The sequence below is a fragment of the Halorubrum coriense DSM 10284 genome, from assembly GCF_000337035.1.
GTDB lineage: Archaea > Halobacteriota > Halobacteria > Halobacteriales > Haloferacaceae > Halorubrum > Halorubrum coriense.
The window spans coordinates 36,290-55,468 of sequence record NZ_AOJL01000042.1 but is presented as its reverse complement, the minus strand read 5'-3'; the positions used below and the strand labels follow the sequence as shown (position 1 = coordinate 55,468).

Annotated in this window: 16 protein-coding genes; 12 read left to right on the top strand and 4 right to left on the bottom strand. The window is 70.6% G+C overall.

Features of this window, described 5'->3' with window-relative positions; genetic code table 11:
- Window positions 1-40: 40 nt before the first annotated feature.
- Window positions 41-502: a DUF7529 family protein gene (locus tag C464_RS10470; protein ID WP_006113667.1), complete on the bottom strand. Its 462-nt coding sequence runs from the start codon at window positions 500-502 to the stop codon at window positions 41-43.
- A gap of 102 nt (window positions 503-604) precedes the next feature.
- Window positions 605-2,131 (bottom strand): carboxypeptidase M32, encoded by a 1,527-nt coding sequence (locus C464_RS10465; protein ID WP_006113666.1) that lies wholly within the window; start codon window positions 2,129-2,131, stop codon window positions 605-607.
- A gap of 145 nt (window positions 2,132-2,276) precedes the next feature.
- Here C464_RS10465 and C464_RS10460 point away from each other — a divergent pair, with 145 nt between their 5' ends.
- From C464_RS10460 to C464_RS10415, 10 genes are all read left to right on the top strand, one after another.
- Window positions 2,277-3,323, top strand: coding sequence for a threonine aldolase family protein (locus C464_RS10460; RefSeq protein ID WP_006113665.1), 1,047 nt, complete (start codon window positions 2,277-2,279; stop codon window positions 3,321-3,323).
- Between the two features lie 178 nt (window positions 3,324-3,501).
- The gene (locus tag C464_RS10455) at window positions 3,502-3,858 is read left to right on the top strand and encodes a DUF2209 family protein (RefSeq protein WP_006113664.1); all 357 of its coding nucleotides are present in this window, start codon (window positions 3,502-3,504) and stop codon (window positions 3,856-3,858) included.
- Window positions 3,855-5,207, top strand: a complete 1,353-nt coding sequence (gene hflX, locus C464_RS10450; protein WP_006113663.1) for a GTPase HflX — start codon at window positions 3,855-3,857, stop codon at window positions 5,205-5,207. The genes C464_RS10455 and hflX overlap by 4 nt, the downstream gene beginning before the upstream one ends.
- Window positions 5,208-5,306: 99 nt before the next feature.
- Entirely contained in the window at window positions 5,307-7,268 is a 1,962-nt protein-coding gene (acs, locus tag C464_RS10445) for an acetate--CoA ligase (RefSeq protein WP_006113662.1), read from the top strand.
- A gap of 242 nt (window positions 7,269-7,510) precedes the next feature.
- Entirely contained in the window at window positions 7,511-9,274 is a 1,764-nt protein-coding gene (locus C464_RS10440) for a bacterio-opsin activator domain-containing protein (protein ID WP_006113661.1), read from the top strand.
- Between the two features lie 75 nt (window positions 9,275-9,349).
- Window positions 9,350-11,344, top strand: a complete 1,995-nt coding sequence (acs, locus tag C464_RS10435) for an acetate--CoA ligase (RefSeq protein ID WP_006113660.1) — start codon at window positions 9,350-9,352, stop codon at window positions 11,342-11,344.
- Window positions 11,345-11,452: 108 nt separating this feature from the next.
- On the top strand, window positions 11,453-11,959 hold the full coding sequence (locus C464_RS10430; RefSeq protein WP_006113659.1) for a DUF4212 domain-containing protein: 507 nt from the start codon (window positions 11,453-11,455) through the stop codon (window positions 11,957-11,959).
- Window positions 11,956-13,752 (top strand): VC_2705 family sodium/solute symporter, encoded by a 1,797-nt coding sequence (locus C464_RS10425; protein ID WP_006113658.1) that lies wholly within the window; start codon window positions 11,956-11,958, stop codon window positions 13,750-13,752. Before C464_RS10430 ends, C464_RS10425 begins: the two co-directional genes overlap by 4 nt.
- Complete coding sequence (locus C464_RS10420) at window positions 13,752-14,213, top strand: universal stress protein (protein WP_049911062.1); 462 nt, start codon at window positions 13,752-13,754, stop codon at window positions 14,211-14,213. The genes C464_RS10425 and C464_RS10420 overlap by 1 nt, the downstream gene beginning before the upstream one ends.
- Window positions 14,214-14,343: 130 nt before the next feature.
- On the top strand, window positions 14,344-14,619 hold the full coding sequence (locus tag C464_RS10415; RefSeq protein WP_006113656.1) for a hypothetical protein: 276 nt from the start codon (window positions 14,344-14,346) through the stop codon (window positions 14,617-14,619).
- Between the two features lie 51 nt (window positions 14,620-14,670).
- Here C464_RS10415 and C464_RS10410 read toward each other — a convergent pair whose 3' ends face one another.
- Complete coding sequence (locus C464_RS10410) at window positions 14,671-15,327, bottom strand: NAD-dependent epimerase/dehydratase family protein (protein ID WP_006113655.1); 657 nt, start codon at window positions 15,325-15,327, stop codon at window positions 14,671-14,673.
- An 85-nt stretch (window positions 15,328-15,412) separates the two neighbouring features.
- Window positions 15,413-18,073 carry a heavy metal translocating P-type ATPase gene (locus C464_RS10405; RefSeq protein WP_006113654.1) on the bottom strand — a complete coding sequence of 887 codons (2,661 nt, stop codon included), beginning with the start codon at window positions 18,071-18,073 and terminating at the stop codon, window positions 15,413-15,415.
- A gap of 179 nt (window positions 18,074-18,252) precedes the next feature.
- On the opposite strand from C464_RS10405, the gene C464_RS10400 reads away from it, so the two are divergent.
- Together C464_RS10400 and C464_RS10395 are read left to right on the top strand one after the other, a co-directional pair.
- Window positions 18,253-18,447 (top strand): cold-shock protein, encoded by a 195-nt coding sequence (locus C464_RS10400; protein WP_004045866.1) that lies wholly within the window; start codon window positions 18,253-18,255, stop codon window positions 18,445-18,447.
- 146 nt (window positions 18,448-18,593) lie between these two features.
- Window positions 18,594-19,148 carry a hypothetical protein gene (locus C464_RS10395; RefSeq protein WP_006113653.1) on the top strand — a complete coding sequence of 185 codons (555 nt, stop codon included), beginning with the start codon at window positions 18,594-18,596 and terminating at the stop codon, window positions 19,146-19,148.
- The last annotated feature ends 31 nt before the right edge of the window (window positions 19,149-19,179 follow it).

The following is a 19,179-nucleotide window of genomic DNA, read 5'->3' as shown; positions in this document are numbered from 1 at the left end:
GGCCGGAAGTGGCTTCAGGGCACGGGTCGCGGTCGCCGCGTCACTCCGGGAAGAACGGGTCCGGGTCCGCGTGCCGGAACGACCCGAGGTGCGTCCCGTCGACGCGGAGCACGTGCGAGCGCGTGACTCCCGTCTCCTCGGCCGTGGCTCGGACCGGGGGGAGAGACGACCTGTCGATCGCGCCAGTGATGAGGATCGCCCGCGCACTCGGTTCGTCCAGCATCACGGTCAACAGGAACAGCCGATCGGGCGTCGCGGCGCGGAACACCCGCGTCCGCTCGAACCCGTCCGGATCGAACCACTCGACAAACGTGTCCGCGTCGTCGTCGGGGACGACGTGTGCGAAGCCGGGGTCCAGCCTCCGGTCGTCGTCCGGCGGGATCGCAGCGGTGTCGCCCGCGGGCGACGCGAGCGTGTCCCATCCGTCCTCCGAGAGCTCCGCGGACAGCGCCTTCATCTCCCGGAGGGTCCGCGTCCACGGGTCGGGGTCGTCGTCTGGCATGCCGGACACTGTGGCGCGTGGCGCGAAAAGGCGTCCGATCAGACACGCGGCGGACCGGAACGCGATTTGGACCCCGGGCCGGATCGCGGGACCCGGACCGCCTCAGATCCCGTACAGCTCGCCGTACTTCTCGTCGACGTAGTCGAGGAACGCGTCCGCGGAAAAGTCCTCGCCGGTCGCGCGCTTGACCAGCTCGTTCGTCTCGTAGCGGGAGCCGTGCTGGTGGACGTTCTCGCCGAGCCAGTCGTGGAGGTCGTCGAACTCGCCGTCGGCGATCTTCGCGTTGAGGTCGTCGATCTCCGCCTCGGCGGCCTCGAACAACTGGGCGGCCATCACGGAGCCGAGCGAGTAGGTCGGGAAGTAGCCGAAGTTGCCGTGGCTCCAGTGGATGTCTTGGAGGCAGCCCTCGCTGTCGGTGTCGGGGCGGATGCCGAGGTACTCCTCGTACTTGTCGTTCCAGACCTCGGGCACGTCCTCGACGTCGAGGTCGCCGCGGACGAGGTCGCGCTCGATCTCGAACCGGATGACGATGTGGAGGTGGTAGGTGAGCTCGTCGGCCTCGACCCGGATGAAGTTGTCCTCGTACACCTGGTTGAACGCCTCGTAGGCGTCCCGGACCGTCGCCTCTTCCGTCTGCGGGAAGTGGTCTTGGAAGACGGGGAGGAACTCCTCCCAGAACGCCTCGCTGCGCCCGACGTGGTTCTCCCAGAGCCGCGACTGCGACTCGTGGACGGAGAGGTCGCGCGACGTGCCCAGCGGCGTGCCGAAGTGCTCCTGCGGCAGGCCGAGGTTGTACTGCGCGTGACCGAACTCGTGGACCGTCGATCCGACCGCACCGAGCGGGTCGGTCTCGTCGAACCGGGTCGTCACCCGACAGTCGAACTGGTTCCCGGAGGTGAACGGGTGCGAGGAGACGTCGAGGCGACCGCGGTCGAAGTCGTAGCCGACGAGTTCGAGCGCGTCGCGCGACAGCGTCTCCTGGTCGTCCTCGGGGAACGTCCCGTCGAAGGTGTCGACCGCGAGGTCGACGTCCGACTCGCGGATGTCCTCGATCATCGGGACGAGGGCCTCGCGGAGCTCGGTGAGGATCGACTCGGCGCGCTCCATCGACAGGCACGGCTCGAACTCCTCGAAGAGGACCTCGTAGGGGTCGCGGTCGGGGTCGATGTGCTCGGCGTACTCCCGTTTCAGTTCGACGTGCTTCTCGAGGTACGGCGCGAACTCGTCGAAGTCGTCCTCGGCCTTCGCCTCCTCCCACGCCTGAAGCGCCTCGGAGCCGGTCTCGGAGATCTCTTCGACGAGTTCGACCGGGACGGCGTCGGCGCGCTCGTACTCGCGGCGGACCTCGCGGACGACCGCCGCCTGCTCCTCGGTGAGGTCGGCGTCGTCGAGCTCGTCGAGCAGTTCGCCCGTCTCGTCGGCGGTGACCATGTCGTGGTGGACCGAGGAGAGCGCCGAGAGCTGCTTCGACCGCGCGGGGGTGCCGCCCTCGGGCATCATCACCTGCTGGTCCCACCCGAGGACCCCGGAGGCGCTGCCGACCGCGTTCCACCGCTGGACGCGGTCGAGAAGGGCCTCGTAGGCGTCCGGTGCGCTCGCTGACTCGTCTGGCGCGGCTTCCGTTGCCATACGTCACGGATCGCTCCCGGTCGTTAAGAAGGGACCGGACGCGGAACCGAGCGTCAGAGACGCGATCCGCGGATCCGCGCTCGTCGCGTCCGCTGTTCGCCGAGCGCGGGATATATGCCCGCCGCCGCGGAAGGGCCTACAACAGATGTCCGACGACGACTTCATCGACCTGCGGTCCGACACCGTCACGAGGCCCTCCGAGGAGATGCGCGACGCGGCCGCGACCGCCGAGGTCGGCGACGACGTGTACCGCGACGACCCGACGGTCAACGAGTTGGAGCGGCGGGCCGCCGAGGCGGTCGGCACCGAGGCGGCGCTGTACGTCCCCTCGGGGACGATGGCAAACCAGATCGCGATCCACGCGCACACGGAGCCGGGCCAGGAGCTCCTCTTGGAGCGCGAGTCCCACATCTACCGCTGGGAGCTCGCGGGCGCGGCGAAGCTCTCGGGCGTCCAGACGCGGACGATAGACGCCGGTGAGCGCTGCGTCCCGACCCCCAAGGCGGTCCGCGAGGGGCTCGTCGACGAGGACCTCCACCGCCCCGGGACCGGCCTCCTCGCCGTGGAGAACACCCACAACTACCGCGGCGGGGTCGCGGTTCCGGTCGACCGGATCGCGGCCGCGGCCGAGGTCGCCCGCGACGCCGACGTGCCGGTCCACCTCGACGGTGCGCGCGTGTTCAACGCCGCGGTCGCGCTCGGGGTCGACGCGAGCGAGATCGTCGACCCCGCCGACAGCGTCACGTTCTGCCTCTCGAAGGGGCTCGGCGCGCCGGTCGGCTCGATCCTCGCGGGCGACGAGGCGTTCGTCGAGGACGCCCGCCGGGTCCGGAAGCTGTTCGGCGGCGGGATGCGACAGGCCGGGATGATCGCCGCGCCGGCGCTCCGCGCCCTCGACAACGTCGACCGCCTCGCGGAGGACCACGCCAACGCGGAGCGGCTCGCGGCCGGCCTCGACGCGCTCGACGGGGTCGACGCGCCCGCGCCGGACACCAACATCGTCGTCGTGGACACCGAGGCGGCCGGCGTCGAGGCCGCGTCGCTCTACGCCGCCTGTAAGGACGCCGGCGTCGGCTGCGTCGAGTTCGACGACTACGCGACGCGGTTCACCACGCACCTCGACGTCGACGAGAGCGACGTCGACGAGGCGGTCGACCGCGTCGCGGCCGTGGTCGACGACCTGCGGGACTGAGGGCGACGGTTCCGTCGGCCGAGAGTCGCCGACGCCCGCCGACGCGAGTCGGCCGACCCCGACACGGAAACGTTCAATTCGGCGGGCGACCTACGACCGCACATGGACAGTCGAGCAGTCGGAGCAGCGCGGACCGGCAGAACGGTGGTGGACGGCTCCCGCCCCTGAGGTCGTCGGCGTGGACATCAGCGGCCGCCACGAGGAGGACGGCGAGTACCTGATGGTCGCGGCCGCGGTCCACGCGCGGATCGACTCCGCGCGGATCCGCTCGGTGGAGGGGATCGGGTTCGCCGCCGCGCGCGAGGGGCCGACGCTGGAGGCGACCGTCGCGCTCGCCACGGACGCGGTTAGCGACCTCCCGACCCCGCCCGACGGACCGATCGTCGCGGAGGGCGGCGAGTTCTACGAGGAGCCGGCGAACCGAGTCGGACTGAGCTTCCAGCCCGATTTTAAATACGTCGAGAGCATAGGCGAGCGCGAGACAGTGCAGGCAGCACACCACGCCGCGTACGCCGCTCGGGACCTCCTCCGATGAGCGACGGCGTCGAGCTCCACGTCGACGCCGAACCGACCGGCGAGGGACGCCGCGCGGTCGTCGCCAAGCGCGTCGACTCCGGCGAGGCGGACCTCTCCGAGATCGGCCAGTTAGCGGCGGCGGCGGGCTACGAGGTGGTCGGCGAGCTCACTCAGACCCGCACCGAGGACGCCGCGTTCATGTTCGGCGAGGGGAAGGTCGCGGAGCTGCGCGACCTCGTCCGGCGCGCCGACGCCGAGGCGGTGATCATCGACAACGACGTCGGGCCGTACCAGACGTTCAACGTCGGCGGGAAGCTCCCCGAGGGCGTCGAGGTGGTCGACCGGTTCACGCTCATCCTCGAGATCTTCGGCCAGCGCGCCAACACCCGCAAGGCGCAGCTCCAGGTCGAGCTCGCGGAGCTGCGCTACGAGCTCCCTCGGGCGGAGGCGAAGGCGAGCCTCGCGAAGCGCGACGAGCGCCCCGGGTTCATGGGGCTCGGCGAGTACGACGAGAGCGTCGAGCGCGACATCAAACGACAGATCTCCGAGATCCGCGACGAGCTGGCGTCGATCGCGGAGAAGGAGGAGGCGCGCCGCGAGCAGCGCCGCGACTCCGGCTTCGACCTCGTCGCGCTCGCGGGCTACACCAACGCCGGGAAGTCGACGCTGATGCGCCGGCTCGCGGACGAGCTGGCGGTCGACGAGAACGCCGAGCGCCACCGCGACCTCGACACCACCGCGGAGTCGCAGGACATGCTGTTCACGACGCTCGGGACCACCACGCGCCGGGCCGAGATGGAGAAGCGCGACGTCCTGCTGACGGACACCGTCGGGTTCATCGCGGACCTCCCCCACTGGCTCGTGGAGTCGTTCGAGTCGACGCTCGACTCGGTGTACCGCGCCGACCTCGTCCTCCTCGTCGTCGACGCCAGCGAGTCGGTGGAGGCGATGCGCGAGAAGCTCGTGACGAGCCACGACACCCTCTACGAGCGCAACGAGGCGCCGGTCGTCACCGTGTTCAACAAGATCGACCGGCTCGAACCGGGCTCGCTCGCGGACAAGCGCGCCGCGCTCTCCGGCGTCGCGCCCGACCCGATCGCCGTCTCCGCGAAGACGGGCGCCGGCGTGGCCGAGCTCCGCGACCGGGTCGAAGCGGAGCTCCCCGACTGGGAGCGCGAGCGCCTCGTCCTCCCGGTCTCTGACGAGGCGATGAGCCTCGTCTCGTGGGTCCACGACCACGGGTACGTCGCTGAAGAGACGTACGCCGGCGACCAGGTGACGGTCGACTTCGAAGCCAAGCCGTCGATCGTGGCCCGCGCCCGCGCGAAGGCGGCCGACGTCTCGACGCCGCCGGAAGAGTCGGTCTGACGCCCGGAACTACACGGGAAGCGGCGTCCGTGAACGGGGGACGCGCGGTCGGCGGGTGACCGGACAAAGTATACCTTTCTGCGCCGGCCATTGGATGCCATGGACGACTCCGGGAACCGCGGTCGGACCGTCGACGGCGACGGGGACGTCGTGCCGCCGCCGGCCGACTTTCGGGAGCGCGCCGCCGCGAGCGACTCCGCGGTGTACGAGCGGTTCGACCGCGAGGGGCCGGCGGCGTGGCGCGCGGCGGCCGACCTCCTGACGTGGGACCGCGAGTACGACGCCGTCCTCGACGACTCCGAGCCGCCCTTCTACGAGTGGTTCACGGGCGGGCGGCTCAACGCCGCGGCGAACTGCGTCGACCGCCACCTCGACGACCGGCGGAACCAGCTCGCGATCCGGTGGTTCGGGAAGCGGGGAGAGCGCCGGTCGTACACCTATCTCGACCTCCACCGCGAGGTGAACGCGCTCGCGGCGGGGCTGCGCGACCTCGGCGTCGAGGAGGACGACGTGGTCACGCTGTACCTGCCGATGGTCCCGGAGCTGCCGATCGCGATGCTGGCGTGCGCCCGCATCGGCGCGCCGCACAACGTCGTCTTCGCGGGGCTGTCCGCTGAGGCGCTCGCGACCCGGATCGACGCGGCCGACTCCGAGTACCTGATCACCTGCGACGGCTACTACCGCCGCGAGGACGCGTTCAATCAGAAGTCGAAGGCCGACAACGCCCGGATCCGCGCCGAACAGGAGCTGTCAGCCGCGGTCGTCGTCGACCGCCTCGGCGACGAGCTGGCCGTCTCGCTCGGCGACGACGAGCACGAGTACGACGCGCTCGTCGACGCGCACGACGGGGAGACGGTCGAGCCCGTCGCCCGCGACGCGACGGACCTGCTGTTCGTGATGTACACCTCGGGCACGACCGGGCGGCCGAAGGGCGTCGAGCACGCGACGGGCGGCTACCTCGCGCACGTCGCGTGGACGACGCGGAAGGTCTTGGACGTGCGCCCCGACGACACCTACTGGTGCGCCGCCGACATCGGCTGGATCACCGGCCACTCCTACGGCGTGTACGGCCCGCTCGCCACCGGGACGACCACCGTGCTGTACGAGGGGTCACCCGACTACCCGGACCGCGACCGCGTCTGGGACCTGATCGAGCGCAACGCGGTGAGCGTCTTCTACACCTCGCCGACGGCGATCCGCTCGTTCATGAAGTGGGGCGCGGAGTACCCCGAGTCGCACGACCTCTCGTCGATCCGCCTGCTCGGGACGGTCGGCGAGTCGATCACGCCGAAGGCGTGGCGCTGGTACCGCGACCACGTCGGCGGCGGGGACGCGCCCGTCGTCGACACGTGGTGGCAGACCGAGACCGGGGCCATCGCGCTCGCCACGCTCCCCGGGATCACCCCGATGAAGCCGGGGAAGGTCGGCCCGCCGCTACCGGGGATCGACGCCCGCGTCGTCGACGAGGAGGGCGAGCCGGTCGACCCGGGCGAGTCGGGGTACCTCACGCTGGGCTCCCCGTGGCCAGGGATGCTCCGCGGGCTCCGCGAGGGCGACGAGCGCTACCTCCGGGAGTACTGGCTCAGGGGGGAGGACGGGTGGCGCTACCGGACCGGCGACGGCGCGACCGTCGACGAGGACGGCTACGTCACGATCCTCGGCCGCGTCGACGACGTGATCAACGTCCGGGCCCAGCGGTTCAACACCGCGGAGTTGGAGGCGGCCATCGTCGACGCCGACGGCGTGACCGAGGCCGCCGTCGTCGGGGACGACGACGGGCGCATCGTCGCGTACGTGACGACGAAGAGCGTCGTCGAGCCGGACGAGGCGCTCCGCGACGCCATCGCGGACCGGCTGACGAGCGCCGTCGGCGACGTGGCGCGCCCCGGCCGGATCGTGTTCACGCCGGAGCTCCCGAAGACGCGCTCGGGGAAGATCATGCGCCGGCTGCTGGAGGACATCGCCCGCGGCGAGGAGTTCGGCGACGTGAGCGCGCTCCGGAACCCCGAGGTGGTGGGCGAGATCGAGTCGACCGTCAGAGACGACGGCGCTCAGCTGTAGGCGCGCTCCGGTCGCGCGGACGGTCGCCCTCTCGCGACCTGGTTCCGCCTCTGAACACGGGCGATGCTCGGCCGTCGCGGCGGTCGACGACGACCGTTTCGGACGCGACCGCAGATGCGAAACATACCTACCGGGATTCCGCCGCGAACAGGAGAGAATCGCGGCGACGCGGTAGCTCTCGGAACGGAGAAGCGAACGTCCGGAACAGTTATCTTTCGGCTGACTGTTGGATTCCGAAACGGATGGTCGACGGCCTCGACGCGGACGCGTACGACGCGCTCGTCACCGCCGCGGAGACGTATCGCGCGGCGCTCGTCGTCAGGCTGGCCGGCGAGGCCGGGCTTCGCACCGAGGAGATAACCCGCGTCGCTCCGCGACACCTGCGGGAACCCGAATCGGTCGCCGGCGCGCGTCTCCTCGCGGTCCCGGCCGTCGACGGCGAGGGGGACGTCGATAGGGAGACCGCAGTACCGGCGTCGCTGGCGGCCGACCTCGACCGGTACGCGACGAGCGAGGGACTCGACGACGACGAGCCGTACGTCGGCGTCTCCCCTCGTCGCGTCCAGATGATCGTGAGCGAGACCGCGGCGCGGGCGTCGAGCCTCACCGACGCCGCGCCCGACGGGCGGGTCACGCCGAGCGCCCTGCGGAAGACGTTCGCCAGGCGGCAGCTCGTCGACCGCGACGTCGATCCCCGAGCGGTCCGCGACGCGGGCGGCTGGGAGTCGCTCGGCACGCTGGACCCGTACCTCGAACCGCTCGACGGGGAGGCGCTCGCGGCCGCGTTCGCCGGGGACGAGGCGTCTGACGACCAGCCGGCGGAGCGGGCCGAGATGACGGTCCTGCCGGGATTCGAGGCGCTCGGTGACCCCGCGGGAGCGGAGCCTCCCGCGGCCGTCGCCGCGGGACTGATCGAGGCCGACCGGTGGGCGGAGGCGTGGCTCGTTCGCCGGGCGGTCGGCGGCGAGCGGGCCGACGTGACCGCGGCGGCGGGCGTCGATCCGGCGTCGCTCGCGGACCGTGGGGTGACGGCAGGTGGGCCGTGGCTGGAGGCGATAGCCGACGGCGCACCCGCCGAGACCGACGGTCGACGGGAGACCGACGGCCGGCCGGCGGTCGCGGTGCCGGCGGCCTACGAGGGCGTGATCCACGGCTCGCTCTGCGTCGTCGCGGCCGACGGCGACCCGGTCGAGCCGGCGGAGCGGCGGGCGCTCGCGGCGCTCGGGCGGTGTCTCGGGAGGGCGATCACCGCGGACCGGTGGCGGGAGCTACTCCACTCCGACGCGGTGACCGAAGTGGAGTTCCGGACGAGCGACGACGGGGCGTTCCTCGCCCGCGCGAGCGACCGGCTGGACTGCCGGATCGAGCTGGCGTCGACCGTCGAAGTCGACGACGACGCCTCCCGCGCGTACCTCTCCGTCGACGGCGCTCGCCCGCAGGACTTCGCGTCGACGGTCACCTCGGCGACGGGTGCGTCCGACTTCCGCGTCATAGAGACCCGCGAGGACGGCTGCTCGGCGTCGCTCCGCCTCGACGGCGGCTCGCTCGTCAGGGCGCTGATCGACCACGGCGCGACCGTGCGCGACGCGTCGGCCGCCGACGGCCGGGTCCGCGTGGTCGCGGACTTCCCCGAGGGGACGAACGTCCGACCCGTGGCCGACGGCCTCCGCGATCGGTTCGCCGACGTGCGACTCGCGAGCAAGGAGTCGGTCGCCCGCTCGCCCCGCACGGAGTCGTCGCTGCGGGAGGGCGTCGCCGACCGGTTCACCGACCGCCAGTGGGCCGCGCTGTCGGCGGCGTACCACGGCGGCTACTTCGACTGGCCGCGCGGGAGCACGGCCGAGGAGGTGGCCGACGCGATGGGCGTCTCGTCGCCGACGTTCCACAACCACCTCCGGAAGGCCCAGCGCGCGCTCCTCGACGGAGTCTTCGAGGACGACGCGGGGCGGTCGATCCGCGGCGACGCCGGGGCCGCCGACGCCGACTCGTCGGAGGCGACGCGCTGACCGGGGTATCTATCACGGTTTTTCGTAATTAGCGTTAGCGTTTATATGGTGATATTGGTTGGATACGACCGTACCATGACAGAGGGAGACGGCCAACTGGAAGCGAGACTCGCGGAACAGGAGGTATTCGAGCCGTCGGAGTCGTTCGTCGAACAGGCGAACGTCTCCGACCCGGAGATATACGAGGAGTTCGAGGAGAACTGGCCGGAGTGTTGGGAGGCGGCCGCCGACCTGCTGGAGTGGGAAACCGACTACGACCGGGTGCTCGACGACGACGACCCGCCCTTCTACGAGTGGTTCACGGGCGGCGAGCTGAACGCGTCGGCGAACTGCCTCGACCGACACCTCGACGAGCGCGGCGACGAGGTCGCGATCGAGTGGGTCGGCGAGCCCGTCGACGAGGACGACCGCTCGTACACCTACGAGGAACTCCACCGCGAGGTGAACGAGTTCGCCGCCGCCCTTCGGGAGCAGGGCGTCGAGGAGGACGACGTCGTCACGATGTACATGCCGATGATCCCGGAGCTGCCGGTCGCGATGCTGGCGTGCGCCCGCATCGGCGCGCCCCACAGCGTCGTGTTCGCCGGGTTCTCGGCCGACGCGCTTGCGACGCGGATGAACGCCGCGGAGTCGGAGTACCTCGTCACCTGCGACGGCTACTACCGCCGCGGCGACCCGCTCGACCACCTCGACAAGGCGAACGAGGGGCTCGCGGGCGTCGACCACGACACCACGACGGTCGTCGTCGACCGGCTCGGGCCGAACGGCGACGACTTCGGCCACGACCTCGCCGACGACCAGGTCGACTACGACGACCTCGTCGCGGAACACGAGGGCGCGGCTGTCGAGCCGGTCACCCGCGACGCCGAGGACATGCTGTTCCTGATGTACACCTCGGGGACGACGGGGAAGCCGAAGGGGGTGAAACACACGACCGGGGGCTACCTCTCGTGGGTGTCGTGGACCTCGCAGTCGGTCCTCGACATCGAGCCGGATGACACGTACTTCTGCTCGGCCGACATCGGCTGGATCACCGGGCACTCGTACATCGTCTACGGCCCGCTCGCGCTCGGGACGACGACGATGATGTACGAGGGGACGCCGGACCACCCGGAGCGCGACCGGCTCTGGGAGATCGTCGAGGAGTACGAGGCGACGCAGCTGTACACGGCCCCGACGGCGATCCGCGCGTTCATGAAGTGGGGACCGGAGTTCCCGGACCGCCACGACCTCTCCTCGCTGCGGCTGCTCGGGACGGTCGGCGAGCCGATCAACCCGCGCGCCTGGAAGTGGTACTACACGCACATCGGCGACGAGGAGTGCCCCATCGTCGACACGTGGTGGCAGACCGAGACCGGCGGGATGATGGTGACCACGCTCCCCGGCGTCAAGGACATGAAGCCCGGCGCGGCGGGCCCGCCGCTGCCGGGGCTCGACGTCCAGATCCTCGACACGCTCGGGGAGGAGGTGGAGCCCGGGAAGGCCGGCTACCTCACGGTTCAGAAGCCGTGGCCCGGCATGCTCCGGACGCTGTACAACAACGACGAGCGCTACGTCGAGGAGTACTGGGCGGAGTACTCCGACACCGACAGCGACGACCCCGACGACTGGGTGTACTTCCCGGAGGACGGGGCGAAGATCGACGACGACGGCTACATCACCGTCCTCGGCCGCGTGGACGACGTGCTCAACGTCTCCGGCCACCGGCTGGGGACGATGGAGATCGAGTCCGCCATCGTCGGCGTCGAGGGGGTCGCGGAGGCCGCCGTCGTGGGCGGTGACCACGACATCAAGGGCGAGGCGGTGTACGCCTACGTGACGACCGAGGACGACTACGAGGGCACCGACGAGCTTCGCGACGCGATCGTCGCGGGCGTCGAGGACGCCATCGGCCCGATCGCCCGGCCGGAGCAGGTCGTGTTCACGCCCGACCTGCCGAAGACCCGGTCCGGGAAGATCATGCGTCGCCTGCTGGAGAACATCGCCGACGGCGACGAGCTCGGGAACACGAGCACGCTTCGGAACCCCGAGATCGTCGAGGAGATCCAGCGGAAGGCCGACGCCGAGTAGCGCTCGGCGAGCCGTTTTCGATCCCCTCCACGCGCGACCACGACGGTCCGCACGACGACAACTATCACGAATAAATCGGATAAACAAACGGATGACATACGCCAAAACATGACAGAGAATACCTCGCGCGAACGAGACGACGCGGCCGGCGACGGGGACCGCGCAACCGACGACGCGGTCACCGACGGTGGACGCGCAACTGACGACGCGGCCACCGACGGCGGCGTCGCGTCCACCGGAGCCGCACAGACGCACAGGGACACCGACTACCTCGGAGCGGAAGTGAACATCCTGAATCCGAGCACGGCGTACATGCGCGACCACCTCCGGATCGTCTGGACCGGGTTCGCGATCTGGGTGCTCGCGGTGTGGGGCCCCGTGACGTTGACGCGGCTCGCGCCGGGCGTGATGACCCAGACGATGCCGATCCTCGGCTTCCCGCTCCACTACTTCCTCGTCGCCTTCGGCGCGCCGACCAGCGCGCTCATCCTCGCGTTCTGGTACTCGCGCAAGCGGGACGCGCTCGACGAGAAGTACGGGATCGAACACGGGACCGTCACGGAGACCGCGAGCGGCGCTGACGTCGCGGCGGCCGACGGGGGGGTCGACGAATGACGGGGGGTTCGCTGCTCCTCCAGAGCGAGCTCCTGCCGGAGGCGCTCGACATCTCGTTCAAGATCGGTCCGGCGCTCCTCGTGATCGGAATGCTGGGGCTGTTCCTCACCATCGGCTTCGTCTTCCGCGTGGCCGACACCGACGACATGTGGGTCGCCGGCCGGTCCATCGGGAACGTCGAGAACGGGATGGCGATCGGCGCGAACTGGATGTCCGCGGCGTCGTATCTCGGGATGGCGGCGTCCATCGCGCTGGCCGGGTTCTACGGCCTCGTGTTCGTCGTCGGCTGGACGACCGGCTACTTCATCCTGCTCATCTTCCTCGCCGCGCAGCTGCGTCGGTTCGGGAAGTACACCGCACCCGACTTCGTCGGCGACCGGTTCAACTCCGACACCGCGCGCGCCATCGCGGCGGTGACGACGTTCCTCATCGGCTTCGTCTACGCCATCGGACAGGCGAAGGGGATGGCGCTCGTCGGGCTGTACATCTTCGGTAACTACGGGGCCCTCGTCCCCGGTCTCGACGGGTATCAGGTGATGGTCGTCGCCATGATGGTCGTCACCGTCGGCTACCTGACGCTGTCCGGCATGCTGGGCGCGACGAAGAACCAGGCGGTCCAGTACGTCATCCTGATCCTGGCGTTCGTCGTCGGGCTGTTCGTCGTCGGCTACACGAACGGCTACTCCACGGTGCTGCCGCAGCTGGAGTACGGCGCGCTGATCAGCCAGCTCGGCAGCGAGTTCTCCGAGCCGTTCGCCGGGTCGAGCTACTACCTCTGGGTCGCCACGACGTTCTCGCTGATCGTCGGTACCTGCGGGCTCCCGCACGTGCTCGTCCGGTTCTACACCGTCGAGAGCGAGCGGACGGCCCGCTGGTCGACGGTGTGGGGGCTGTTCTTCATCTGTATCCTCTACTGGAGCGCGCCCGCGTTCGCGGCGTTCGGGACCGACCTCTACACGCAGAACGTCGGCGCGACGTACGGCGATCCCGGGATGACGAGCGCGGCCAGCGAGGTCATCGTCGTGCTGGCGGCGCAGCTGTCCGGGCTCCCGGACTGGTTCGTCGGCATCGTCGCGGCGGGCGGTATCGCCGCGGCCATCGCGACGGTCGCCGGGCTGTTCATCGCCGGCTCGTCGGCGATCAGCCACGACATCTACACGAACATCATCAACGAGGACGCGACGCAGCGCCAGCAGATCCTCGTCGGCCGCCTCTCGATCGTCGCACTGGGCGCGCTGACCACGCTGGCAGCGCTCAACCCCGCGTCCTCCATCGCGGCGCTCGTCGGCTACGCGTTCTCGCTCGCCGGCTCCGTGCTGTTCCCGATGTTCTTCCTCGGCATGTGGTGGGAGAACGCCAACCGGCAGGGCGCGCTCGCCGGGATGACGACCGGGCTGACGCTCTGGTCGATCCCGATGATCAACCAGATCGTGCCGACGTACATCGGCTCGCTCGACGCGCCGCTGTCGACGGGCCTCGCGACGTGGATGCCCGCCATCGGTTCGGCGCTCATCACGCTCCCGGTCGTGTTCGTCGTCACCATCGTCGTCTCGATGGCGACCGACGAGCCGTCGCTGGAGACGAAGCGGATCGTCCGGCAGTGTCACAGCCCCGAGCCGATGGGGCAACAGCAGACCGCGGAGGACGTCGTCGCCGACGGCGGCGAGGACGTGGTGACGGACGGCGGCCGCGCAGTGGACGACGCGGCCGCCGAGGGTGACCGCGCAGTGGACGACGCGGCCGCCGAGGGTGACCGCGCAGTGGACGACGACGAAATCACGGAGGAGCGATGATGTACGACCGCATCCTCGTCCCCACTGACGGCAGCGACGTCGCGGAGGCCGCCGTCGACCACGCGCTCGACCTCGCGGAGAAGTACGACGCCGAGGTCCACGCGCTGTACGTGGTCGACATCGACTCCGTGAACTTCAGCCTCGGAACCGAACAGGTCGACCGGCTCAAGCAGGGTCGGTTCGACGAGATGGGGGAGCTGAAAGAGCAGGCGGACGAGGCGACCGGCGTGGTCGCCGACCGCGGCGGCGAACGCGGCGTCGACGTCGTCGAGCACGTCTCCGGCGGGCGACCGCACAAGGTCATCGCCGACTACGCCGAGGACAACGACGTCAGCCTGATCGTGATGGGGAGCCACGGTCGCGCCGGCGTCCGGCGCGCGCTGCTCGGCAGCGTCACCGAGCGCACGCTGCGCTCGACGCACGTCCCGGTCCTCGTCGTCGACTACCTCGAAGCGGACTGAGCTCCCCGCCCGGAGCGGACGATTCCGGCTCCGACGAGACCGAGCCGCCCCAGACCGACGAACCGCCACGGCGTGCGGCGCGGCCGCACGATTCCGCAACGCAGACGTACCCCCTACACCCACTCACGCCATGCCCGACTCGGACGCCGCGGAGACGCCGGACGACCAGTCGACCGACCCGAGCGTCGCCGACCGCGCCCGGACCGTGCTCAGCGAGAACGGGACCGGCATGCTTCAGGACCTCCTGTTCGCGTTCGCGTGGGTGGGGCTCGCCTCGCTGCTGTACGAGTTCGCCTTCCCGACGGCCCCGCAGTGGGTGCTGTACATGTTCATGCTCGCGGGGATCCCGGCGTACTTCGGCTTCTTCATCTCGCTGGACATCGCCAGAGAGCGTAGCGCGCGCTGACGGGCCGTCCGCGTGCGGCGGCGGTGGCGAGCCGGTGAACCGGGTCGCCGGTCACCCGGCGAGGTCGCGAATGTCCGAGACGTCGAGCAGCCGCTCGTCCGGGTTCAGCGCGGCGCGGTACGTCGCCCGCGCGACGGTGTCGACGGAGAGCGGCCGCGACTCGCCGAGCCGCGACGCGATGGGCGGCGCGCTCGCGGCGAACCGGAGGACGCGGTCGGCGACGTCCGGGATGTGCGGCTGTCCCTCGCCGTACACCGGCCCCGGCCGGAGGCTGACGGTGTCGAGGTCGAGGTCGACGATGGCCGCCTCGGCGCGGCGCTTGGCGGTCAGGTAGGCGTTCCGGACGCCCGGGGGCTTCGCCGCCGCCGACAGGAAGACGAACGCGTCCGCGCCGGCGCGCTCGGCCTCCAGCGCCGTGAGGACGGCCGCGTCGCCGTTGACGCGCTCGAAGGTGACGCCCTCCGTCGGCGTCTCGGTGATCGCTCCCACCGCGTGGACCACGGCGTCGACGCCGTCGAGGCGGTCGCGCCAGGCGTTCGGGCTGAAGAGGTCGGCGCTCGTCCACGAGACGGCGTCTACCCACGCGTCGTCGACGTCCGGGCGGCCGCTCCGCGAGACGCTGCGAACCTCGTGGTCGTCGCGGACCGCGAACCGGCAGACGCCGCGTCCGATGAAGCCGCTGCCGCCGACGACGAGGAGGGTCGACATGCGACGCCGTACGCGCCGCCCCGTCTTGTGGTTTCGGGACGGCGAGTGCGAAACTGGAAACCGACGGTCGGAAAGCGGTCGTCGCTCAGCGCCGCAGGAACCCCAAGAGCGCGTAGTCGCGGTCGGGGTCGTACCGCCGGAAGAGCAGGCTGTTCGTCAGCACCGAGACGGACGAGACCGCCATCGCCCCGGCCGCGAGGGCCGGCTGGAGGAGCCCGAGCGACGCGAGCGGGATCATCGCCGTGTTGTAGCCGAGCGCCCACACGAGGTTCTGTTTGATCTTCTGGAGCGTCGCGTCCGAGACGCGGATCGCCTTCACGACGTCGAGCGGGTCGTCGCGCATCAGCGTCACGTCCGCGGCCTCGATGGCGACGTCGGTCCCGGAGCCGATGGCGGTCCCGACGTACGCGACCGCGAGCGCCGGCGCGTCGTTGACGCCGTCCCCGACCATCATCGCGCGGCGGCCGTCGCGCTGGATCGCCTCGACCGCGTCGGACTTGTCCTCCGGGAGGACGCCGGCCCGGACGTTCTCGGGGTCGATGCCGACCCGCTCGGCGACCGCGCGGGCGGTGCGCTCGTTGTCGCCCGTGATCATCATCACGTCGACGCCGCGGTCGCGGAGCTGGCTCACCGCGTCCTTCGCGCTCGGCTTCACCGTGTCCGCGTCCGCGACGACGCCGAGGAGCTCCCCGTCGTCCGCGCCGGCGGGGATCCGGGCGACGAGCATCGCCGTCTTCCCCTCGCGTTCGAGCCGCTCCATCGTCTCCGCGGCGGGCGCGGGATCGACGCCCGCGTCGCGCAGCAGCTTCCGGTTCCCGACGAGTACCTCGTCGCCCTCGACGGTCGCGCGGACCCCGTGGCCCGGGACGTTCTCGAACGCCTCGGGGTCGGCGAGCGCGAGCCCGCGCGCCTCGGCCCCGTCGACGATCGCCCGGGCGAGGGGGTGTTCGCTACCGCGCTCCGCGCTCGCGGCGAGGCGGAGGACCTCGTCTTCGGCCGTCGTCGTCGAGCCGTCCGCCGTCGCCGAATCGTCCGTCGCCGCGTCGCCGCGCTCCGCGACGGCGCCGCCGTCGGGGACCTCGCCGACGGCCACCACGTCGGTGAGCTCCATCTCGCCCCGCGTGAGCGTCCCCGTCTTGTCGAAGACGACCGTGTCGACGTCCTTCGCGCGTTCGAGGACGTCGCCGCCCTTGAACAGGACGCCGTTCTGCGCACCGATGGTGGTCCCGACCATCGTCGCGGCCGGGGTCGCGAGCCCGAGCGCGCAGGGGCACGCGATCAGGACCGCGGACGCGAAGACGACGACCGCGAACTCGAACACCGAGACGGTGCCGCCGACCGGCGCGGGCCCGCCCGCGACCTGCCCCCACAGCGGGAGCCGGTCGACGAACGCCGCGAGCGTCTCGGGGAAGAGGAACCAGACGGCGCCCCACAGCAGGGCGTTCGCGATCACCGCCGGCACGAAGTACGCGGAGATGCGGTCCGCGAGGTTCTGGATGTCGGGCTGGCGGGACTGCGCCTCCTTCACGGTCTGGACGATCTGCTGGAGCGCGGTGTCCGCGCCGACCTTCGTCGCCTCGACGACGAGGAGCCCGTTCTCGTTGATCGTGGAGCCGACGACCTCGTCGCCAACCTCTTTCTCGACCGGGACGGACTCGCCGGTCACCATCGACTCGTCGACCGCCGACTGCCCCTCCGCGACGACGCCGTCGGTCGGGATCTGTTCGCCCGGCCGGACCTTCATCCGGTCGCCGACCGCGACGTCCTCGATCGGGACCTCGCGCTCGGTCCCGTCGTCGACGAGGGTGGCGGTGTCGGCCTCCATCTCCAACAGTTTCCGGAGCGCGTCGCCGGCCTGTCCCTTCGAGCGCGCCTCGAGGTAGTTCCCGAGCGTGATGAAGACGAGGATGAGCGCGGCCGTGTCGAAGTAGACGCTCCCGGCGACCAGATCGAGGAGGACGGCGACGGAGTAGACGTACGCGGTCGTCGAGCCGAGGGCGATCAGCACGTCCATGTTGGCGCGCCCGTTCGTGACGAGCGCCTTGTAGGAGTTCACGTAGAACGGCCGGCCGAGCACGACCTGGACCGGTGTCGCGAACGCGAACGCGAACCAGTGGCTCCCGACGCCGAAGAGCCGGTCCGGCACGACCGACCCCCCGAGCAGGAAGGTGTCGACGAGCATGAAGATGAGCGGGGCCGACAGCACCGCGCCGAACAGCGTCAACCGGAGCTGCTTGCGGATCTCCGCGTTCCGGGCCGCGTCGCGCGCGCTCTCGCCGGCGTCGCCGCCCTCCCCACCGGCCCCCTCGCCGTCGCCGCCCTCGCCCTCGCGGACCGGGGAGTAGCCGGCGTCCTCGACGGCGTCGTACAGCGCCGCCCGCGAGGTCTCCGCGGGGTTGTACCGCACCTGCGCCTCGTCGGTCGCGTAGTTCACGTCGGCCTCGACGACGCCGGGCACGGATTCGAGCGCGTCGCGGTTGGCGTCGGCGCAGTTCGCGCACGACATGTCGGTGATCGCGACGGTCGCCGTCTCCGAGACCGCTCCGTAGCCGGCGCGCTCGATCGCGTCGTAGATATCGGCGATCGAGGTCGTCTCCGGGTCGTACTCGACGGTCGCCTCGTCGGTGGCGTAGTTCGCGTCGGCCTCGACGACCCCGTCGAGGGACGCCACGGCGTCGCCGACGCTCGCCGAGCAGTTGGCGCAGCTCATCCCCGTGATGTCGAGGCGGGTGGATCTGGTACTCATCTTACTTCGTACTACGGGATACTCCCTTAGTGCGTTTTCCCATTCGAAAGCAAAGCCAGAGCGACACCGAATTTTAGAATCGAAAGCGATCCGGGATAGAGATCTAAATCAGTTCGATCGAACCGCCGCGAATGCGGCACACAACACTTATGTCCGCGTCGGGAGACGCACTAGGTGCGATGGCGACAGGTAAGGTCGACTTCTTCAACGACACCGGCGGCTACGGATTCATCGAGACTGACGACGCTGACGAGGACGTGTTCTTCCACATGGAAGACGTCGGCGGCCCGGACCTCGAGGAGGGACAGGAGGTAGAGTTCGAGATCGAGGAGGCGGACAAGGGTCCGCGCGCGACGAACCTCACTCGGCTGTAACTCGTCCGGCGGCATCCGCTACCGGCGAACTCGGACAGCTCTCGAAACGCGTTCCGCGTATATTACGCCCGCGAGCGACGGCATCGCCGTCTCGTTCGCCGACCGACGGCGTCGCCGTTTTACTCGCCGAGCGACGAGCCCCTCCTATGAAGACCGACGGCTCCCCTCCCGACGACCTCGACGCGTTCGTCGCCGAGAACCTCGACCGCTACGCCGACACGCGGGGCGTCCTCCCCGAGCGGCTCGACGAGTTCGGCGAGCGGTACCGGTCGCAGGGGCACCTGACGCGCGAGCAGCTGTACGAGATCGCCTACGAGTCGTCCACCCGGAGCGCGTACCACGTCGAGAAGAATCCCGAGGCGCGCTGCCGGGAGGTGACGCGGAACGCCCGCGCGGTCGACGGCGACTTCTCGGCGATCCACCTCGTCACCGGACTCGCCGGGTTCAAAGCGGCGACCGCGTCGTGCGTGATCGCCGCGCTCGACGGCGACCGACACGCCGTCGTCGACACGCGGGTCTGGGCCTCCCTGGAGCGACTTGGCTACCTCGACGGGCGCAAGGAGTCGTTCGACGCCGCCGACTACGTGGCGATGATCGAACCGATCCGAGCGATCGCCGACGAGACCGACTACCGGCCGGTGGACGTGGGGTACGCGCTGTTCGCGCACGACGCGCACGTCCGAGAGGGCACCCTCCACTGACGGAGCGGTTCGGCGCGCTCGCGCCCCCGGC